This is a genomic window from Shewanella sp. UCD-KL12 (assembly GCF_001957125.1).
Taxonomy (GTDB): domain Bacteria; phylum Pseudomonadota; class Gammaproteobacteria; order Enterobacterales; family Shewanellaceae; genus Shewanella.
On record NZ_MPHJ01000014.1, the window covers coordinates 1 to 21,072 of the forward strand.

Annotated in this window: 15 protein-coding genes and 1 rRNA gene; 1 reads left to right on the forward strand and 15 read right to left on the reverse strand. The window is 44.7% G+C overall.

What is annotated here, in order from left to right:
* The 3 genes from BM736_RS19075 to BM736_RS19085 form a co-directional block, all read right to left on the reverse strand.
* Positions 1-1,012 (reverse strand): 16S ribosomal RNA (locus BM736_RS19075); the annotation flags it as partial.
* A gap of 584 nt (positions 1,013-1,596) precedes the next feature.
* Positions 1,597-4,320, reverse strand: a complete 2,724-nt coding sequence (gene secA, locus BM736_RS19080; RefSeq protein ID WP_076415111.1) for a preprotein translocase subunit SecA — start codon at positions 4,318-4,320, stop codon at positions 1,597-1,599.
* A gap of 60 nt (positions 4,321-4,380) precedes the next feature.
* Entirely contained in the window at positions 4,381-5,280 is a 900-nt protein-coding gene (locus BM736_RS19085; RefSeq protein ID WP_076415113.1) for a peptidoglycan DD-metalloendopeptidase family protein, read from the reverse strand.
* 27 nt (positions 5,281-5,307) lie between these two features.
* Here BM736_RS19085 and BM736_RS19090 point away from each other — a divergent pair, with 27 nt between their 5' ends.
* Positions 5,308-5,760, forward strand: a complete 453-nt coding sequence (locus BM736_RS19090; protein WP_076415115.1) for a DUF721 domain-containing protein — start codon at positions 5,308-5,310, stop codon at positions 5,758-5,760.
* Between the two features lie 8 nt (positions 5,761-5,768).
* On the opposite strand, the gene lpxC is transcribed toward BM736_RS19090, so the two are convergent.
* The 12 genes from lpxC to BM736_RS19150 form a co-directional block, all read right to left on the reverse strand.
* A complete protein-coding gene (lpxC, locus tag BM736_RS19095; RefSeq protein WP_076415116.1) occupies positions 5,769-6,689 on the reverse strand; it encodes a UDP-3-O-acyl-N-acetylglucosamine deacetylase in 921 nt (306 codons plus the stop codon).
* A gap of 166 nt (positions 6,690-6,855) precedes the next feature.
* Positions 6,856-8,031 (reverse strand): cell division protein FtsZ, encoded by a 1,176-nt coding sequence (ftsZ, locus tag BM736_RS19100; protein ID WP_076415118.1) that lies wholly within the window; start codon positions 8,029-8,031, stop codon positions 6,856-6,858.
* Between the two features lie 76 nt (positions 8,032-8,107).
* Complete coding sequence (ftsA, locus tag BM736_RS19105) at positions 8,108-9,343, reverse strand: cell division protein FtsA (RefSeq protein ID WP_076415119.1); 1,236 nt, start codon at positions 9,341-9,343, stop codon at positions 8,108-8,110.
* Positions 9,343-10,110: a cell division protein FtsQ/DivIB gene (locus tag BM736_RS19110; protein ID WP_143562443.1), complete on the reverse strand. Its 768-nt coding sequence runs from the start codon at positions 10,108-10,110 to the stop codon at positions 9,343-9,345. The genes ftsA and BM736_RS19110 overlap by 1 nt, the downstream gene beginning before the upstream one ends.
* A gap of 132 nt (positions 10,111-10,242) precedes the next feature.
* Positions 10,243-11,712, reverse strand: a complete 1,470-nt coding sequence (gene murC, locus BM736_RS19115; RefSeq protein ID WP_076415121.1) for a UDP-N-acetylmuramate--L-alanine ligase — start codon at positions 11,710-11,712, stop codon at positions 10,243-10,245.
* A gap of 1 nt (position 11,713) precedes the next feature.
* Positions 11,714-12,811: an undecaprenyldiphospho-muramoylpentapeptide beta-N-acetylglucosaminyltransferase gene (murG, locus tag BM736_RS19120; RefSeq protein ID WP_076415123.1), complete on the reverse strand. Its 1,098-nt coding sequence runs from the start codon at positions 12,809-12,811 to the stop codon at positions 11,714-11,716.
* Positions 12,808-14,025 carry a cell division protein FtsW gene (gene ftsW / locus BM736_RS19125; RefSeq protein WP_076415124.1) on the reverse strand — a complete coding sequence of 406 codons (1,218 nt, stop codon included), beginning with the start codon at positions 14,023-14,025 and terminating at the stop codon, positions 12,808-12,810. Before ftsW ends, murG begins: the two co-directional genes overlap by 4 nt.
* Positions 14,018-15,364, reverse strand: a complete 1,347-nt coding sequence (gene murD, locus BM736_RS19130; RefSeq protein WP_076415126.1) for a UDP-N-acetylmuramoyl-L-alanine--D-glutamate ligase — start codon at positions 15,362-15,364, stop codon at positions 14,018-14,020. The genes ftsW and murD overlap by 8 nt, the downstream gene beginning before the upstream one ends.
* Positions 15,365-15,369: 5 nt before the next feature.
* Positions 15,370-16,452 (reverse strand): phospho-N-acetylmuramoyl-pentapeptide-transferase, encoded by a 1,083-nt coding sequence (mraY, locus tag BM736_RS19135; protein WP_076415128.1) that lies wholly within the window; start codon positions 16,450-16,452, stop codon positions 15,370-15,372.
* The gene (gene murF / locus BM736_RS19140; protein WP_076415130.1) at positions 16,452-17,819 is read right to left on the reverse strand and encodes a UDP-N-acetylmuramoyl-tripeptide--D-alanyl-D-alanine ligase; all 1,368 of its coding nucleotides are present in this window, start codon (positions 17,817-17,819) and stop codon (positions 16,452-16,454) included. The genes mraY and murF overlap by 1 nt, the downstream gene beginning before the upstream one ends.
* The gene (murE, locus tag BM736_RS19145) at positions 17,816-19,294 is read right to left on the reverse strand and encodes a UDP-N-acetylmuramoyl-L-alanyl-D-glutamate--2,6-diaminopimelate ligase (protein ID WP_179079084.1); all 1,479 of its coding nucleotides are present in this window, start codon (positions 19,292-19,294) and stop codon (positions 17,816-17,818) included. The genes murF and murE overlap by 4 nt, the downstream gene beginning before the upstream one ends.
* Positions 19,294-21,036 carry a penicillin-binding protein 2 gene (locus tag BM736_RS19150; RefSeq protein WP_076415133.1) on the reverse strand — a complete coding sequence of 581 codons (1,743 nt, stop codon included), beginning with the start codon at positions 21,034-21,036 and terminating at the stop codon, positions 19,294-19,296. Before BM736_RS19150 ends, murE begins: the two co-directional genes overlap by 1 nt.
* Positions 21,037-21,072: the final 36 nt, after the last annotated feature.

A 21,072-nucleotide genomic window follows, 5' to 3' on the forward strand; every position in this document is an offset into this window, starting at 1 on the left:
AATTCTCTGGATGTCAAGAGTAGGTAAGGTTCTTCGCGTTGCATCGAATTAAACCACATGCTCCACCGCTTGTGCGGGCCCCCGTCAATTCATTTGAGTTTTAACCTTGCGGCCGTACTCCCCAGGCGGTCTACTTAATGCGTTAGCTTGGGAGCCCAGTAACTAAGTTACCAAACTCCGAGTAGACATCGTTTACGGCGTGGACTACCGGGGTATCTAATCCCGTTTGCTCCCCACGCTTTCGTACCTGAGCGTCAGTCTTTGTCCAGGGGGCCGCCTTCGCCACCGGTATTCCTTCAGATCTCTACGCATTTCACCGCTACACCTGAAATTCTACCCCCCTCTACAAGACTCTAGTTTGCCAGTTCAAAATGCAATTCCCAGGTTGAGCCCGGGGCTTTCACATCTTGCTTAACAAACCGCCTGCGTACGCTTTACGCCCAGTAATTCCGATTAACGCTTGCACCCCTCGTATTACCGCGGCTGCTGGCACGAAGTTAGCCGGTGCTTCTTCTGCGAGTAACGTCACAGATAGCAGTTATTAACTACTACCCTTTCCTCCTCGCTGAAAGTGCTTTACAACCCGAAGGCCTTCTTCACACACGCGGCATGGCTGCATCAGGGTTTCCCCCATTGTGCAATATTCCCCACTGCTGCCTCCCGTAGGAGTCTGGGCCGTGTCTCAGTCCCAGTGTGGCTGATCATCCTCTCAGAACAGCTAGGGATCGTCGCCTAGGTAAGCCATTACCTTACCTACTAGCTAATCCCACCTAGACTCATCTAATCGCGAAAGGCCCGAAGGTCCCCTCCTTTCCCCCGTAGGGCGTATGCGGTATTAGCAGTCGTTTCCAACTGTTATCCCCCACGACTAGGCAGATATCTAGGCATTACTCACCCGTCCGCCGCTCGACAGCAAAGGTGCAAGCACCTTTTTTGTTCTCACCCGATTAAGGATGAAGAACGGCTCAATGAATTCTGATTCGTTTAGAAGACTCGGAAGAATCTTAAAAACGTTTGTACATATTGCTATGAACATTCATCGTTACATTGAGTTAAATTTTTGATTGTCTCGTGAGAGACAATTTCGAATAACTCAACACCTGTGAATGTCCACACAGATTACTTGATAAATTGTTAAAGAGCGTTGCATCATCTTTCAGATGCAGCCATAAGACGCTAGGTCGTTGGCTTGAGGAGGCGTATTCTACACTTCCCGTTGTTGGCGTCAAGTGCTTTTTTAAAATGTTTTTAAAATCGCTTAACTCGTTGCCCTGACTGCTTTTCATCTTAGTAAGCTTATCGCTAAATAAGACTGCTTTGCCGTGTCAGTGGATGCGCATTATAGGGAACTCAGCTCTGATCGCAAGCGCTTTTTTCAAGAATAATGATCTTTTTATTCACTTGCACACTCTACGTACAGAACTAACTGGTTACCCCCAGCTTTATCCACAGATGGTTGAATATTGCTTAAGTAGCACACAGTTTAGCTTGCTATAGCGTTTATGCCATTTACTATGAAGATTATTAATCTTACGGATATAGATATAAAAAAGCCGCTCTAGTTAGAGCGGCTTTAAATTACATATCATGCACAGTTTAAGATAGCTTACCGTGGCATTGCTTGTACTTGCGACCTGAACCACAAGGACATGGGTCATTACGCCCAACTTTAGCTCCGTCACGGACTGTTGGTGTATGAGCAGCTAATGCTTCAGCTTCCTCAGCGCCAACTAAACTGTCTGCGGCTGCATGTTGGTAATCACGACGGATCTTAGCTTCCTCTTGACGACGACGCTCCTCCATCTCTTCAACATCTGACTGAGCTTGAACTTGAACCTTTGACATAACGCTAATAACGTCATGTTTTAAACTTTCTAGCATCTGCTGAAATAGCTCAAAAGACTCACGCTTGTACTCTTGCTTAGGATTCTTTTGTGCGTAGCCGCGTAAGTGGATCCCCTGACGTAAGTGATCCATCGCCGCTAAATGCTCTTTCCAAAGACCATCTAAGGTTTGTAGCATCACGGCTTTCTCGAATTGACGTAGTACTTGCGCACCAACCATCTCCTCTTTAGCTGCATATGCGTTAACCCAAGTTTCGACAATACGCTCACGAAGTGTTTCTTCGTGCAAATCATCTTCTTTGTCTAGCCACTCTTGAATAGGCATCTTAAGTGCGTACTCTTGCTCTAGTCGCTTCTCAAGCCCTGCAACATCCCATAACTCTTCAACTGACTGTGGCGGGATATACTGGTCGACTAAGCCATTAACAACATCTTCTTGGATGTTGACTATTGTGTCTTGGATACTTTCAGCATCCATCAACTCATTACGCTGAGCATAAACAACTTGACGTTGATCATTCGCAACATCATCAAACTCGAGCAGTTGCTTACGAATATCAAAGTTTCTAGCCTCAACCTTGCGCTGCGCATTTTCAATAGCACGAGAGACCCAAGGGTGCTCGATCGCTTCACCTTGTTCCATACCAAGCTTCTTCATCATTGAAGAAACACGATCTGAAGCAAAGATACGCATCAAGCTATCTTCCATAGATAGATAGAAACGTGATGAACCAGCATCACCTTGACGACCTGAACGACCACGAAGCTGATTATCGATACGACGTGACTCGTGACGCTCTGTACCTAGAATATGAAGGCCGCCCGCAGCCACAACTTCATCATGTCGAACTTGCCAATCCGCTTTTATCTTAGCTTTTTGCTCAACTGTTGGATTAGTTAAAGCATCAACTTCTATTGCCCAGTTACCGCCTAAGACGATATCCGTACCACGACCTGCCATATTGGTAGCAATAGTAACAGCGCCTTTACGACCTGCCTGTGCAACAATATCAGCCTCACGTTCGTGGAACTTCGCATTCAATACTTCATGTGGGATTTTTTGCTGTTTCATCAAACGAGCTAATAACTCAGATTGCTCAATTGACACTGTACCTACTAGTACTGGTTGACCACGCTCTCGACAGCCTTGAATATCTTCAATAATTGCTGCGTATTTTTCATCAGGTGTTAGGAATACCAAGTCTGCATGATCCTTACGAACCATAGGACGGTTAGTCGGTATAACAACAGTGTCTAGGTTATAGATATGTTGAAATTCGAATGCTTCGGTATCTGCAGTACCTGTCATACCAGCTAACTTCTCATACTGACGGAAGAAGTTCTGGAATGTAATTGATGCTAAAGTTTGGTTCTCATTTTGAATATTAACCGCTTCTTTAGCTTCAACGGCCTGATGTAAGCCTTCTGACCAACGACGACCAGGCATAGTACGGCCAGTGTGCTCATCGACAATAATAACTTCATTGTCTTGCACAATATAATCTACATCTTTTTCAAATAGAGTATGTGCACGTAAAGCTGCATTAACATGGTGCAGTAGTGAGATATTTGAAGCTGAATATAGTGAATCACCTTCAGCTAACATGCCGCGCTCAGTAAGAAGTACTTCGACCTTTTCCTGGCCACGCTCTGTCATATGAACTTGCTTGGCTTTTTCATCGATTGAGTAATCGCCATCACCAATCTCTTCTTCTGTATCCTCTTTCTCTTGGCGTACCAAGTGAGGGATAAGCGTATTGATCTTAGTGTAAAGCTCTGAGCTATCTTCTGCTGCACCTGAAATGATCAGTGGCGTTCGTGCTTCATCGATAAGAATCGAATCGACTTCATCAATCAATGCATAATGCAGTGGACGCTGTACTCGCTCTTGTGGCGAGAAAGCCATATTGTCACGTAAGTAATCGAAACCAAACTCGTTGTTAGTTCCGTAAGTAATATCAGAATTATAGGCGTCTTTCTTCTCTTGCTGACCAAGACCCGCGACATTAATACCGACTGTAAGACCTAAAAACTCAAAAAGTGGGCGGTTGTTCTCCGCATCACGAGCCGCAAGGTAGTCATTCACAGTAATGACGTGAACACCTTTACCGGTGAGTCCATTAAGATAAGCAGGCAGTGTCGCAGTAAGAGTTTTACCCTCACCCGTACGCATCTCAGCAATACGGTTACTATCTAGAACCATGCCACCTAACATTTGCACATCAAAGTGACGCATATCGAAGACACGCTTTGAAGCTTCGCGTACAACAGCGAAAGCCTCAGGCAGAACATCATCTAATGTTGCTCCACCATCAAGGCGGTCACGAAACTCTGACGTTTTTGCCTTAAGCTCATCATCAGTTAACTTTAGGTACTCATCTTCAAGTCCATTGATCTTTGTAACAACTTTACCTAAAGACTTAAGCGTACGATCGTTGCGACTACCAAATAATTTTGTCAGTATTTTACCAAACATCTGAACCACTTTTTATGTTGTTGGCCTAGTCCCTGTCGAGTCTGAGAGCCTATTTTTAAGTTAACCTGCTTTGCGGTAGACATACTTCTGCGGATCTATCTGTTGTCCACCCCGCAACACTTCATAATGCACATGGGGCCCAGTCGAACGACCAGTGCTTCCCATTTTAGCAATATTCTCGCCTTTGGCGACGACATCACCCACAGTTACTGACAGAGTTTTATTATGTCCATAGCGAGTTCTGAGACCATTACCATGATCGATCTCTATTAACTCACCATAACCAAACATTTTTCCTGACCAAGTGACTACACCAGCAGCTGTTGCAATCACATTTGAGCCCTCTTTACCGGCAAAGTCGATACCTTTATGTATCGTTCTGCGGCCATTAAAGGGATCATTACGTAAACCGTAGGGCGACGATAACCATCCTTTACGGATAGGACGCCCAGATATATAACGCTCTTCATCTATATGGAGATTAGATGAAACAGTTTCAAGTATTGAAAGTTGAACATTATTATTATCTATTCGTGAAACTAGCCTATCCATATCTAGGATAAGCTGATCAAGCTCGATGTCTGTACCTAACTCACTTAGGCCACCGACACCAACCTCGGAAGAGAAATCAAATTGATCTTCTAGTTGATTATTTTTGGCAACTTGCTGACCCATAGCTTCTAAGCGCGTCACTTTCGCCTGCATTCGAGCAACATGAGTCACTAGCGTTGCAAGCTGCGACTCTGTCGCCTCTTTAAGCTCGATAAGTTCGCTCTTATGCTCTTCACGAGCAAGGCGTTCATTATCAGCTTGAGTCTGCTGTTGTAGAAATTGTTTGGCATTATGCTGATATAAACTCGTGCCAGCTGCAATGAGCAACATGGGCAGTAGTAACCAACGCTTACCGGGCTGCCATCTTGTGGCGCCATTTCGACCTTGAATAAAAACTGTTACACTCATAGCCTAATTAAGCCATTTTATTATCATATGAAAAAGCCCCCTCAGGACCTAAGCCAACTACTGCATCAGAATGGGCAATTGCCAAACATTGCTGAAAAAGCAGAACTTCTTTTGCACTTGGATCATTACGTCAAGCAAGTGCTAACAGGCCCAGTCTCCAAGCAACTAAAAGTTGCCAATCTCCGCCAGGGTGTTCTTGTTATTGAAACGACTACTGCAGCTTGGGCAGCAAGAATAAACTTCCAAAAAGCCAAAATATTGCAGCAACTACAAGCTGAAACGCTACCTATGCTGTCCGCTATCGAAGTTAAAGTCAACCCGAGTCTCTTTCTCTATGCAACAAAGTCTAAACAGAATCACAATGAGATAAGTAAAACCGCTGCAGAGCATATCGAGGCACTAGCTGAACATACTGAGGGGTCTTTGGGACTTAAACTAAAACGGCTGGCTGCTTTAGCCAGCCGTTCGAGGCAATCATAATTCGCTACTTAAGCGAATACTGCTCCACTTGGGACTGAGAAACTCACTGGAGCTTCATCTTCCTTCTCGAAGCTAACCAACTCCCAAGCATCTTGTTGAGCCAACAAGGCACGAACTAATTGATTATTCAACGCGTGCCCAGTCTTATACGCACAGAACTCACCAACGATTGCATATCCAGCAACATATAGATCGCCAAAGGCATCTAAGATTTTATGCTTAACAAACTCATCATCATAACGCAGGCCATCGGGGTTAAGGACCTTATATTCGTCAAGCACAACTGCATTTTCCATACTTCCGCCTAGTGCTAAATTGTTAGCACGTAGATACTCAATATCACGCATAAAGCCAAACGTTCTAGCTCTACTAATATCTCGAATAAAAGCTGAAGATGAAAAATCCATCACCATATGTTGTTGACTACGGGCAATCTCTGGATGATCGAAGTCAATAGCAAAGTTTACTTTAAAACCTTTGAAAGGCTTTAACTCTACCCACTTGTCACCATCTTCTACACGTATTGTTTTAGTAATTTTTAAGTATTTCTTTGCAGCAGCCTGTTCCTGAATCCCTACTGATTGCAGTAAGAAAACAAATGGACTGGCACTGCCATCCATAATCGGAATCTCAGGGGCATCGACCTCAATAACGGCATTATCGATACCTAAACCTGCAAGCGCAGCAAAAAGATGCTCAATCGTCGAGATGCGTATGCCATCATCATTAACTAGTGCCGTACACATAGTGGTTTCACGGACAAGGTCAGCTTTAGCAGGGATAGACACTGCAGGCTCCAAGTCTGTGCGCACTAATACGATCCCTGAATTAACTGGCGCAGGCTTGATACTCAAAGTCACCTTATTACCGGAATGTAACCCTACACCGGTGGTTTTTACCATTTCTTTAACAGTTCTTTGAAAAATCATTGTCTTACCTGTTCAAATCAACAAAAAAGCACTCAACCTATGTCGATAAAAAATCGAAACACAGGCGTGGCTGGTCGGATATGCTAGCATACCTTTGCAAATTAACCAAAATTCACCTAACAAAACCTTGGTAAAGATTTAGTTAAACCACAGCAAAATACTTAAATTAATCTGCTTGTTTACGTAAAAAAGCAGGAATATCCAAATAGTCAGTTTCATTTTTTGGCGCTGGAGTTTGAGCAACTTGTACCGCTGGAGCAACATTACCAGTAACAACAGGTTGGATAAGCTCTTCGCTTTGCTGTGGCTCAACGCGCACTTCTGGTGCAACTACAGGCTCTGGACGTGGAGCAGGCTTAGATACCAATTGGATATCAGGCTTCTTCTCTGCACCAATACCGGTTGCAACAACAGTGACTCGCAGCTCATCGCTCATTTCTGGGTCGATAACAGCACCAACTACAACAGTAGCATTGTCTGAAGCGTAAGCTTTAACATGGTTACCCACTGTTTCAAACTCTTCAATGCTCATATCCATACCTGCTGTGATATTCACCAACACACCACGAGCACCAGCAAGGTCGATATCTTCCAATAATGGACTAGCTACTGCAGCCTCTGCAGCTTCTTCAGCTCGATCTTCACCACTAGCAACACCTGTGCCCATCATGGCATTACCCATTTCTGACATCACAGTTTTAACATCGGCGAAATCGACGTTTATTAGACCTGGGCGAGTAATCAACTCAGCAATACCTTGTACCGCACCAAGTAAGACGTTATTTGCAGCAGCAAATGCATCGAGTAGTGAAGTACCACGGCCTAATACTTTTAATAACTTCTCATTAGGAATAGTGATCAGCGAATCAACATGTTTTGCAAGATGCTCAATGCCTTGGTCAGCATATGACATGCGCTTCTTGCCCTCAAAAGGGAAAGGCTTAGTCACTACTGCAACAGTCAAAATACCTTCTTCTTTAGCAACTTCAGCCACGACAGGCGCAGCCCCAGTACCGGTCCCCCCCCCCATACCAGCAGCAATAAAGATCATGTCAGATCCCTTAAGGGCATTCCTGATATTTTCTCTATCTTCTTCTGCTGCCAAGCGGCCAATCTCAGGGTTTGCACCCGCACCTAGACCCTTAGTTACATCACGGCCCAATTGAATCGTTGAGCCTGCTGCTGATTTTCTTAATGCTTGTGCATCTGTATTGGTCGCAACAAATTCAACACCCTCGATATTGTGCTTTACCATATGCTCTACAGCATTACCGCCACCGCCACCGACACCGATGACCTTGATCACCGCTTCATCAGTATGACTGTCCATGATCTCAAACATGGTCTTCTCTCCGTTTTGCCTGCGTTATTTATGAAATACCAAATACTTTGATGATTAATAATTACCGTATTGGGTATTAAAACTCACCTTTAAACCAACTTTGAACCCGATTCCAAAGACTGGTTACCCCTTGTCGTTCTGGACGCTCAAACTGACGTTCAACCACCCTTCTTGCTCCATAATGTAACAAGCCAACTCCAGTTGAATATATGGGCTGATCCACATATTCAAATAAACCTTTAACCGGGAGTGGTGTTGCTACTCTCACAGGCATGCCAAATGTAGCTTCAGCTACATCTACCGCTCCTTCGATGGAAGATGTTCCACCTGTTAAGACGATGCCGGCAGCGACCTGATCTTCGAGACCTGAGTCTCTTAATTCTTTTAGCACTAATTCAAAAAGCTCTTGATACCTAGGTTCAACCACTTCGGCCAATGTATGCCTAGACATAGTTCTCGAAGGGCGCCCTCCAACAGAAGGAACCTCAATGCTATCTTCACGACTCACCATGGCGCTTCTTGCGCTAGCATATTGCACCTTTATCTGCTCAGCATGAGAAAGTGGTGTGCGGAATATCTTGGCAATATCATTAGTCACTTGGTTACCCGCTACAGGCACAACAGCACAATGTCTTAGCGCACCATTGGTATATATAGTGATGTCCGTAGTACCACCACCAATATCGACCAGACATACCCCAAGATCTTTTTCATCATTGGTTAGCACTGAATCTGCGGAGGCTATCGCTGAAAACACTAAATCATCAACCTTAAGACCACAGCGCTCTACACTCTTAGTGATGTTCTTAGCCATATCGTTAGCACAAGTAACGATATGAACCTTAGCTTCCATGCGCATACCCGACATACCTATAGGACTCTTAATTCCATCCTGAACGTCGATAGCATATTCCTGAGGTAAGACATGAAGAATTCTACGCTCTGTCGGTATCTTAACCGAGCGAGCCGTATGGATAACGTTATCAACATCATCCTGGGTCACCTCTTCGTCATTAATTGACACCATACCGTTCTCATTCTGACAGGCGATATGCTTTCCAGAGATCCCCAAGTAAACTGATGAAACTTGGCAATCGGCCATTAATTCAGCCTGATCTAATGCACGCTGAACACTACGAACGATTGAATCAAGATCGTTAACACCACCTTTATCCATACCTCTAGACTGATGAGTCCCTAAGCCAACGACACTTATCTCACCATCGGGCAGCACTTCACCTATGATCACAGCAACCTTTGAAGTTCCTATGTCCAATCCAACGATCAGATTTCTATCTTGATTCTTGGTCATTATTTACTGGCTCTCTTCTGTGCGTTTGCCCAACCTACGGCTAATCCGGTGTCGTAGCGTAAATCTACCTTTGCAACCTCTTTAGATTGCTTTTCAAGCGTGGGATACACATTAATAAATCTTTGTATCCTAGCCATTTTATCTTCTCGGCCTAACTCAAGCATGATTCCGTTTTGCAATGTCCCATGCCAAGCATGCCTTGGACTTAAACTTAAAGCTGTTAAATTAAAGCTGTTAATTTTCAGCAGTTCACTCACTTGCTTATAGGTCGTTAATACAGCTTTAGACTGACCTTCTGGGCCAGCGAGTTTTGGTAAAAGTCCAATGTCATCTTTATATGGCGCATCGAAGACTTCACCATAATTATTGAGCCAAGCATCGCCATTCCAATGAGCAACGGCCTGCTGCTCCACAAGAAAAATCTTTAACTTAGCTGGCCACTCTCGCCTTACCGAGGCTTGGTAAACCCAAGGCAGAGCCTCTAAGGCCTCTTGCACTTGATTTACATCAGCAGAAAAAAAACTTCTTTGCATCAAGTCCTGTAAAGCAATCTGTATCTCTTCATCAGAGGTATGTGTCCGCTCCCCTTTTATCGCTACCGCTTCAATGGGTAGAGCATCGGCATCATTAAGCACCAGATTGAGCTTCCAAGCTGCCATAGATAAACCTAAGACAACAAAGAGCAGGAAAAGTAAACCTGAGCAGAGGTACCAATCCACCTGCGACAGCCTTATCTTCCATCGAGTACCCATCTCAGCCCAAGACACTAAAAAAACCGTCCTATTTTACTATTTATCTGGGGAGTTCCCCCATAAATACGCCACAGAAAGTCGGTCATTATATAGACCTAAACCTGATGGTCAAAACCTCTATGTTCTTCAATGGCATACTGTTCAAAATTAAACCTTTTCTAAATCAATTCCTGACAATTCAAAACCCAATTTTGACTGTGCTAATAATTTAGATACTGCACCAATATTTCCAGCGCCTTGCGTTAAGAGCAGGTCACCTTCTTGTAGTACATCTGGTAGCAAGTTAACTAACTGCTCAACTCCAGCAGCAAAAATAGGATCTAGCTGCCCACGCTGTCTGATAGAACGGCATAATGCTCGACTATCTGCACCTGGCACTGGCGCCTCTCCCGCAGCATATACATCGAGTAAAATGAGGCAGTCAACTTGAGACAGCACCTCTACAAAATCTTCATATAGATCCCGTGTTCGGCTATAGCGATGGGGCTGATATATCATCACTAGTCGTTTATCAGGCCAGCCTAACTTCGCCGCTTTGATAGTCGCAGCAACTTCGCTAGGATGATGTCCATAATCATCAACTAACATCACTTCGCCTTTATCAGTCACAAAGCTACCTAGTTGCTGAAAGCGGCGCCCAATTCCTTGGAACTCAGCCAAGGCACGGACTATCGCTTCATCTTCAATCTCATCTTCTGTCGCGACTGCAATTGCAGCGAGCGCATTTAAAACGTTGTGCTCGCCAGGTAGGTTAACGACAACTTGAATATCTTCTACGCCTTCACGCCTAAGCGTAAACTGGCTGCTATAACCTTTCTGCTCAAAATTCAGAGCGCGAATATCGGCATCTTCACTGAAGCCGTAAGTCACAATTTTTCGGCCAACATTCGGCAGTAACTCACGGTTCACAGGATCATCAATGCACATCACTGCGACACCATAAAATGGCAAGTTGTGTAGAAAATCGATAAAAGTTGATTTTAACTTTTCAAAATCTCCACCATATGTATCCATATGGTCTGCTTCGATATTCGTAACCACACTAACCATTGGCTGCAGATGTAAGAAACTTGCATCACTCTCATCGGCTTCAGCAATTAAGTAACGGCTGTGCCCCAGTCTTGCGTTGGTTCCAGCGCTATTGAGTAAGCCACCAATGACAAAGGTAGGATCACGTTCTGCCTGACCATAAACACTAGCAATTAGGCTGGTAGTCGTTGTTTTTCCGTGAGTTCCAGCCACAGCAACGCCATGACGGTAACGCATTAACTCTGCGAGCATCTCAGCGCGTTGTACTATCGGGATCCGAAGCTCTTTGGCAGCGATTATCTCTGGGTTTTCTTGATTAATGGCAGTAGAAACAACCACGACATCTGCACCATGTATCTGTTCAGCTTTATGACCAATATGGATCTGAGCGCCTAACGATCTTAATCTTTCAGTTACTGTATTTTCAGCGATATCAGAGCCTGAAAGGCGATATCCCTCATTGACTAGAACCTCAGCAATCCCTCCCATACCAGCGCCGCCGATACCGATAAAATAGATATGCTTAACCCGCCTCATCTCGGGGATAATGCTTCTTAACTGTGAATATTTCTCTTTGTTCTTACTCATCTCAATCCTTCTGCGCTAATTCGATACAGACGTCAGCCACTTTCTCAGTCGCATCTATAACCGCTACATCTTTAGCTCTTTGCCCCATACGACAGAGCTCTGCTCTATCAGAGGCTAAAATTTGTAATTTTCCAATTAGCTTGTCGGCACTTAGAATGGTCTGCGGTAACAAAAATGCACCGCCCGCATTAACTAGTACTTGTGCATTCTTAGTTTGGTGATCATCTACCGCATGAGGGTAAGGCACTAAAAGGCTTGGCAGACCAACTGCAGCAACCTCAGATACCGTCAATGCACCTGCACGGCACAAGACCACGTCAGCCCAGTGGTAAGCCGCCTCCATGTCGTCAATAAACTCTGCAACCTTTACGCTGCCATCTTGACCCAAATGCTGATATTCGCCTTTAACAGATTGTAAGTTTCCCTTACCGACTTGATGCCATACCGTAATTGAATGTGTCTTGCTAACAACATCAGTGACTCCTGGCATAAGGTCATTAAAAACTTTTGCTCCTAAGCTGCCACCGACCACCAATACTTTCAGGGCCGTGTCATCGCACTCTTGCTTAGCTACATCGCCAAGCGCAACTAACTCTTTACGTATAGGGTTACCAACAACCTGAGCATCAACCTGATCAAACGTGCCTTCAAACGCACAAAGCACTCTGCTGGCTAAACGAGACAACAGCTTGTTTGTCATCCCTGGGATTGCATTTTGCTCATGTAACACTAGCGGTATGCCAGATAGCTTTGCAGCGACACCTCCCGGCCCACTCGCAAAACCGCCCATGCCAAGCACAACATCAGGCTTAAACTCATTGATCACTTCACGGGCTTGCATCACTGAGCGCATAATTTTAAAGGGAGCAGCTAGTTTGCGCACTATGCCATTGCCCCTTACACCTTTGATATCGATAAAATCGATATCAAAGCCATGCTGTGGAACTAGCCTCGCTTCCATTCTCTCAGCAGTTCCTAACCAACGTACCTTCCAGCCCTGCAGGCTTAGAAATTTAGCGACGGCTAACGCTGGGAAAACATGCCCGCCTGTACCGCCCGCCATAATCAAAATACGTTTTTCCACTGAGACACTTGTCATTTATTTTTGTTTCCTTGAATGGCCTGAATACAGCTCAATCGCCGCTCATGATCGATTCTAATCAAGATCATCGCCGCTGCAGTCATTACCCATAAACTACTACCACCATAACTAATAAAGGGTAATGTCAGCCCTTTAGTGGGAAGAATACCGATACTTGCCCCAACGTTGACAACGGTCTGAAAACAGATCCAAATTCCAATTGAGTAAGCCAAATAACCTTCAAAAGCTTTATCTATCTTAATGCACAAATTTCCTAGTTTTATCGCTCTTAAAGAGATAAAAAACAGTACAGATAAAACCAAAATGATACCGATAAAACCAAGCTCTTCACCAATAACAGCGAAGATGAAATCGGTATGAGCTTCAGGTAAATATTCCAATTTCTGAATACTATTACCTAGCCCTTGCCCGAACCAATCTCCTCTGCCATAAGCCATTAAAGACTGAGTTAACTGATAGCCACTGCCAAAAGGATCTTGCCAGGGGTCTAAAAATGAAGTCACACGCCGCATTCGATAGGGTTCTAATAGTACCAATGCAACAAATGCCCCCACACCAGTCAAAATCAAGGCAAAAAAATCAAACAAACGCGCACCGGCTAAAAATAGCAGGCCGACGGTGCCGACAAACAATACAACCACTGTGCCTAAATCTGGTTGCATCAAGATTAAGAACGCATAGACAGCGAATACGCCAATGGGTTTATAAAACCCTTTAGCATTATCTCTTATCTCTTCATGTCGCCGTACTAGATAACCAGCCATATAGATAGCAAATGCAAATTTAGCCACCTCGGCGACCTGTATTCTAATAGGCCCGATACTCAACCAGCGTGTCGCCCCGTTTACAGTTGTCCCAACGAGTAAAACTGCCACTAACATGATACCCACAACTAAGAGGAGGAGCGGGCTCAACTGTTGCCAACGACTCATCTCAATCTGCAGTACAACCGCGGCGATAATCACACAACCTATGATGTATGCAGCATGTCTAACTACAAAGTGAAATGGGTTCCCCGTTAAACTTTGCGCCTCAGGCATAGAGGCAGACATAACCATGACAAAACCAAAGGCTATCAGTGAGAGGATTGAAAACAATAAAGCACGGTCATACAGTTGCATACCTGGTGCTTCAGTTTCTTTAAACAAGTTAGGCCACCGCCAAGTAACGGCAGAGCCAAACAAGTTAAGTTGCCTCTCAGGGCTAGACATTGACTAATGCCTCTGCATCTTGCTCAACCCCTAAAGATTGAACACACAAGCGGAAGTCATCCCCTCTTGCCATAAAATTTTTGTACATGTCTAAGCTGGCACATGCTGGCGACAAAAGGACGATATCTCCATCAGTCGCAATCTTAGCCGCTTGATTTACAGCATCAACCATGGACTCGACGTTAATTGCCCCCTCTTTGAGTGACGCTATTTTATCGCCATCTTTACCAAGGGTAATAAGCGTACTAACCTCAGCAACCACTGAAGATAAAGGATTAAAGTCAGCCCCTTTCCCATCGCCCCCTGCGATCAAAATTATTTTTCCTTGATGCTCTCTTAACCCTTCAATCGCAGCGACTGTTGCACCAACATTGGTGGCTTTAGAATCATTGACATAGGAAACGCCACCTCTTACTGCTACCAACTCACAGCGATGAGCTAATCCAGTAAAGGTTTTAGCCACTTCAATCATCGCCTCCTTTCCTATACCAGCCTGATAAGCAAGCGCCATTGCAGCGATAAGGTTAGCGTGATTATGACTACCAACCAGTGCGACCTCCTGCAAAGCGATCACCTCAGTCAATCCATGAACGATAGCGCCATTGCTTACGCCCCACTCGTCATTAACAGGCGAAGTTAAACCAAAGCTGTTTTGGTTCATAGGATCGTTAGGCAAGGTAAGCAGATCTTCCCGATTAAACAGGGCCAACTTACTTTGGCTATATATGGCAAGCTTGGCTTGTCGATACGCCTCTAAATCGCTGTAGCGATCCATATGATCTTCGCTAATATTCAAACAAGTAGCAGCGATGCAATTAAGAGTATGTGTTGTCTCTAATTGGAAACTTGATAGCTCGAGAATAAATAGCTCAATATTCTGGTTAAGCAGTGTGAGTGCTGGAATACCAATATTGCCACCAACTGCATAGCTAATGCCTGCAGCTTTCGCCATCTCTCCCACCAGAGTTGTCACTGTCGATTTACCATTAGACCCAGTGATACCAATTACGCATGGCTCTCTATCTTTCATCGCTCGAGCAAACAACTCGACATCGCCAATGACATCAATTTCCATATCAATTGCAGCACGGATCTCAGGTGTATCGACAGCAATACCTGGGCTCACAATGATTTGGCTAGCTTGCACTAAATATCGACAATCGAACCCGCCTGTGATCAAGTTAACCTGCGGAAACTCTTCAGCTAACTGTTGGGCACCTGGCGGGTTATCACGACTATCCATAACAAGCGGCGTGATACCTTGGCCACACAAATAACGCACAACAGAGAGCCCAGTGGCTCCCAAACCTAAAATCAGGTGCGAATTGTGTCGTTGCATATTAATTACCTTAACTTCAGCGTAGCTAGACCAAGCAACACTAGAAACAGTGAGATAATCCAAAATCGCACTATCACTCTCGGCTCAGGCCAACCCTTCAATTCATAGTGATGATGTATCGGAGCCATTCGGAATATTCTCTGGCCACGTAACTTATATGAGCCGACCTGCAATATGACCGACACAGTCTCCATCACAAACACACCACCCATGATCACTAGCAAGATCTCTTGACGAACGAGTACAGCAATAGCACCGAGTGCAGCCCCTAAAGACAGGGAACCAACATCCCCCATAAACACTTGGGCTGGATACGTGTTAAACCATAAAAAGCCGAGACCGGCACCAACGATTGCAGTACAGACTATCACCAACTCTCCGGCCCCTGGCAGGTATGGCAAGTGAAGATAGTTAGCAAACTGCACATGACCCGATAGGTAGGCGATCAAAGCAAATGCCGCTGCAACCATGACAGTTGGCATAATTGCTAGCCCATCTAAGCCATCAGTTAAGTTAACAGCGTTACTCGATCCAACGATGGTAAAGTAGACCAAAACAATAAAAAACAGACCCAGTTGCGGCATTATGTCTTTGAAGAAAGGCACCACAAGTTGCGTCTCACCCGCTAAATCAGCCGATGCATATAAATAGAATGCAATCACTAAGGCAGCTAAAGACTGTAGAATATATTTCCACTTAGCAATCAATCCCTTGGTATCTTTTCTAACGACTTTTCGATAGTCATCAATAAAACCTATCAAGCCAAAACTAGCCAGCACAAATAGGACTACCCACACATAGCGACTACCAAGATCTCCCCACAAGAGCACACTGATAAAGATACCCGCTAAGATGAGCAAACCTCCCATCGTCGGTGTACCGCGCTTACTAAAGTGAGACTCTGGACCATCATTTCGAACAACTTGCCCGATCTGCAACAACTGCAGCCGCTCAATCATCTTTGGTCCACACCAAAGACTAAACACTAATGCTGTCATCAGGCCTAAAATAGCCCTGAATGTGACATAAGAAAAAACGTTAAACCCAGAGTAAAACTGAGTTAAATACTCCGCCAGATAGACCAGCATTAAACAAACTCCCCGCGCCCGTAGGCAAGTACTAAAGCTTCGACCACGCGCTCCATTTTGGCGCTACGCGATCCTTTAACTAAAACAGTGACATCGCCGTGCTGCTGTTTAATGTTCTCGATTAGGTTTTCAACTAACTGTTCTAGGCTCAAATGGCTTTGACTACCAAATGCCTGACTGGCGTTACGACTTAGTTCACCTAAGGTCAACAGGGCATCTAAGCCTCTGCTTTTCGCCAATTCACCTAGCTCAGAATGCAAAAGGGATGCATTGTCGCCTAATTCTCCCAAATCACCCAGCACTAAACAGCGATAACCCTCAATTTCTTGAAGCCAATCAATCGCTGCAGTAACTGAGGCTGGGTTTGCGTTATAACTATCATCAATAACACGCACTCGACCCAATTGAGTCGGCTGCATTCTACCTTTGACAGGCACAAGAAGTGAGAAGCCTAATTTAATTTCATCTAGCGTTAATCCTAAAGATAAGCAGATAGCCGTTGCCGCTAATGCATTATTCACCTGATGACGACCAGATAAAGGTAGCTCGACAAGCCTACTGTCATCTAAATATGACAATTTAAAGCGATAGCATCCCAAAGAATCGGCAACTAATTCAGAGCCTTGAACATCTGCCAGAGAATCAATGCCGAAACTAAGTTGCTTATAGTTAGCCGATGCATCTCTCATTACAGCAGCAAACTTATCATCAGCGTTGATCACTGCAGTCCCGTTTGAGGCTAAATGATTAAAAATCTCAGATTTTGCATTGGCAACCCCCTCTAAAGAGCCAAAGCCCTCCAGATGCGCTGAGGCAACATTATTCACCATAGCGACCTGTGGTTTAACCAAGGAGGAGGTGTAATCAATCTCTCCCTGATGGTTTGCACCTAGCTCAAAGACACCAATTTCATCATCACTCTCTAAACGCAACAATGTCAGTGGTACACCAATTTCATTATTAAAGTTACCAGCGGTATACAGCACCTTATGATGTTGAGCCAAAATGGTTGCAACCATCTCTTTTACACTTGTCTTGCCATTTGACCCCGTAAGCGCAACCGCTTTCGGATTGATCAACTCACGTAGATACGCCCCAATTTCTCCCATGGCTTTTTGTGTATCAGTCACAATCAACTGTGGAATGCTCAAGGGAAGTTGGTGGTCGACAAGCAATGCGGTAGCACCGTTATTCAATGCTGTTTCAGCAAAATTATGCCCATCAAAACGCTCACCTTTTAGAGCAACAAACAGGGTCTGAGCAGAGATAGCGCGACTGTCGCTAGATACATGACAAATTTCTTTATCTGCCCCTACTAGACGAGCATTCAGACGTTGCGATAAAACAGCTAGGCTTAATGGGATCATTTCAGCTCTCCAACCAAGGATTGAGCCAATGCTCTTTCATCATAATGTATTCTTGTTCCAGCAATCTCCTGATAGGTCTCATGCCCTTTGCCTGCCAAGAGGACGAGATCTCCGGGCTTTGCCAGTTCAACCACTTCTCTAATGGCATCTTCACGACTCACCATGCTAAGTGCATCTTCTGGCTGCTTTAAGCCGGCTATAATCTCACTAATGATTGCATTTGGGTCTTCACTTCTGGCATTGTCACTCGTTATCATTAACTTATCAGCAAACGATTCAGCTGCCTGAGCCATTAGCGGACGCTTACCTTTATCACGATCGCCGCCACAGCCAAACAGACACCATAACCTTTTTTCGCAATGCCCTCGTAAAGCTTTTAGAGCCTGTTCGAGTGCATCAGGAGTATGGGCATAATCAACAACAATCGTCACACATCTTTCGGTAGTAAATCGCTCCATTCGTCCAGCCACTGGCTTTAATTGAGGCACAAGGCCTGCTAGCTCAGCCATATCATAACCAAGCAAATAGAGAGACCCGAGAGCAGCGATTAAATTGGAAAGGTTAAACTCACCTAATAGCGGCGATTCTATTTGTTGATGCCCTTCAGGCCATACTAACCTTGTACTCATACCAAGATGATGCTGAAGGTTACCTTGGGTATAAATATCAGCCTGCTCGATGCCATCAGGCTGAATACTGAAGCTTAAAAGCTGATTCGATTCATCATCTGATAGCCACTGCTTACCTAAATCATCATCAAAATTGATCAAGCCTTTGTGCAGTGATGGAAAATTAAATAACCTTCTCTTTGCATCTCCATAAGCCTGCATCGTACCGTGATAATCTAAATGGTCGCGGCTAAGGTTTGTAAAGACAGCAACATCAAATGGTACAGCTTCAACTCGCCCTTGAACTAAGCCATGGCTGGAGACTTCCATAGCACATAGATCAGCACCTTGTTGATTAAAGTCCTGCAGCTGTGAAGCGATAGTAATCGCATCTGCTGTGGTATTACCACTATCGACTAGATTGCCCCACAAACCATTTCCTAGCGTACCCATTAGTGATGCTTGCTTCCCCACAAGTGAAACCAACTGCGCCATTAACTGAGTAATTGAGGTTTTACCATTGGTGCCCGTGACGCCAACTAGCTTAAGCCTATCAATGCTTAATGGATAAGCTTGTGCACCGATTGCAGATAACTGTCTAGTAAGCTGAAAAAACTGGATAAGGGGGGAACCACAGGAGCTAAGATTCACTTGACCATGCTCAGATGGCTCATCAGTGTGAACCAGCGCTGCAACTGCACCTTGCTGAAAAGCAACATCGATATATTTGCGGCCATCCACAAGATGCCCCGGCACGGCAACAAAAAGATCGCCAGCTGTGATAACCCTACTGTCTAGTGAGATGTTATTAAAATTATCTTGCCCTGAGTAATGAAACCAGGGCAGTAAAAGATCACTCAATCGCATTATTCTGCGCTCCTGGAATTACTAGCAAGTCGAACTTTCTCTTTCGATGATATTGGTTCAACATTAAGCATCTGTAACGCACCTGACATCACCTTAGCGAATGCAGGCCCCGCCACATCACCGCCATAATATTTGTCACCTTTGGGCTCATTGACTACCACTGCAATAGCCAGTTTGGGGTTGTGCACTGGTGCGACACCAGCAAACAAGGCAACGTAATCTTCACCATAGCCACCAGCTACGGCTTTTCGCGCAGTTCCTGTTTTACCCGCTACGGGATATCCCTCAATATGAGCCTTTCTCGCAGTACCACCAGGTTCGGTCACACCAACAAGCATCTCCATCACATTCTGTGCAACCTCAGGAGAGATAACTTGTATCCCCTCTGGTTGCTGCTTCAGCTTTAAGATAGAAGCTGGATACAGCACACCTTTACCACCTAACATGGCGTACATTCTGGCAATTTGTAGTGGCGTTACCGTCAGTGCATAGCCAAAGGATAAGGTCGCACGTTCAAACTCTGACCAACGTCTGCGATCATGGAGTAGACCTGTACTCTCACCCGCTAAATTGATACCTGAATAATTACCTAATCCCATAGCCTGATAGTAACCAAGTAACTCTTGTACTGGCATAGAGAGCGCTATCTGAGTCATACCAACATTACTGGAATGAACCAATACTTGGCCTAGAGATATATCGCCATAATTTCGTCCATCACGAACGATTTTACCGCCAATACGAATACGACCTGGAGACGTCTTAAAAATCTGATCTTTTTCAATTGTGCCAGCCTCTAGAGCTGCAGCAACAACGAAGGGTTTAATCGTCGAGCCTGGCTCATAAGCATCAGTCAATGCGCGGTTACGCATGCGATAGCTCTGCAAATTGTCTCGAGAGTTGGGGTTATAGGAGGGAGTATTAGCCATAGCTAATACTTCGCCAGTATGCACATCGATAACGACAATAGAGGCTGAGGTTGCCTGGTTTATCTCTGTAACACGCTTTATCTCTCGGTAAGCCAGCTGTTGGATGCGTTGATCGATACTGAGCACTAAATCATTGGGGCTCTCCCCTTCGTGCACCATGTCTAAGCGTTCAACGACATGACCGTCTCGAGATTTACGTACTTTCTGTTTTGCAGCCGTCCCAGTTAGCCAGTCGTTATAGGCATTTTCTATCCCTTCGATACCGATATCATCAATATTAGTGATACCCACTAATTGTGCAGAGATCTCACTGGTAGGGTAATAGCGACGTGATTCATTTTTGAGATATATGCCAGGCAGTTTAAGCTCGGTAATGTATTTAGCAACGGCAGGGGTCACTTGACGCTTTAAATAGGTAAATCGTCGCTTAGGGTTAGACTGTACTCGACTTAGAATTTTGTCCTTTGGCTCGTGTAACACATCAGCAAGTGCCTGCCACAGACGCATATCGGTAAAACCATTTTTGTCATGTACAACTTTAGGGTCTGCATATACCGCTTTAACAGGTACACTCACCGCGAGCATATCGCCATTACGATCTGTGATAAGCCCCCGCTGAACCTCTCTGCTTGTTGTGCGGAGCGTACGCATATCACTTTCATGTCGTAACTTTTCAGGCTCAATGATCTGAATGTAGGCAGCTCGCCCAACCAAAGTGGTAAACAACAGGCATACAAAACCCACTACAACGTATAAACGCCAGTGTATTAGCTGTGGTTTTTGCTTTCTTTTAGCCTGTTTATTCTTCCTCATGGCTCTCTTTTATGACCTGTCCTTGACTGCACATAA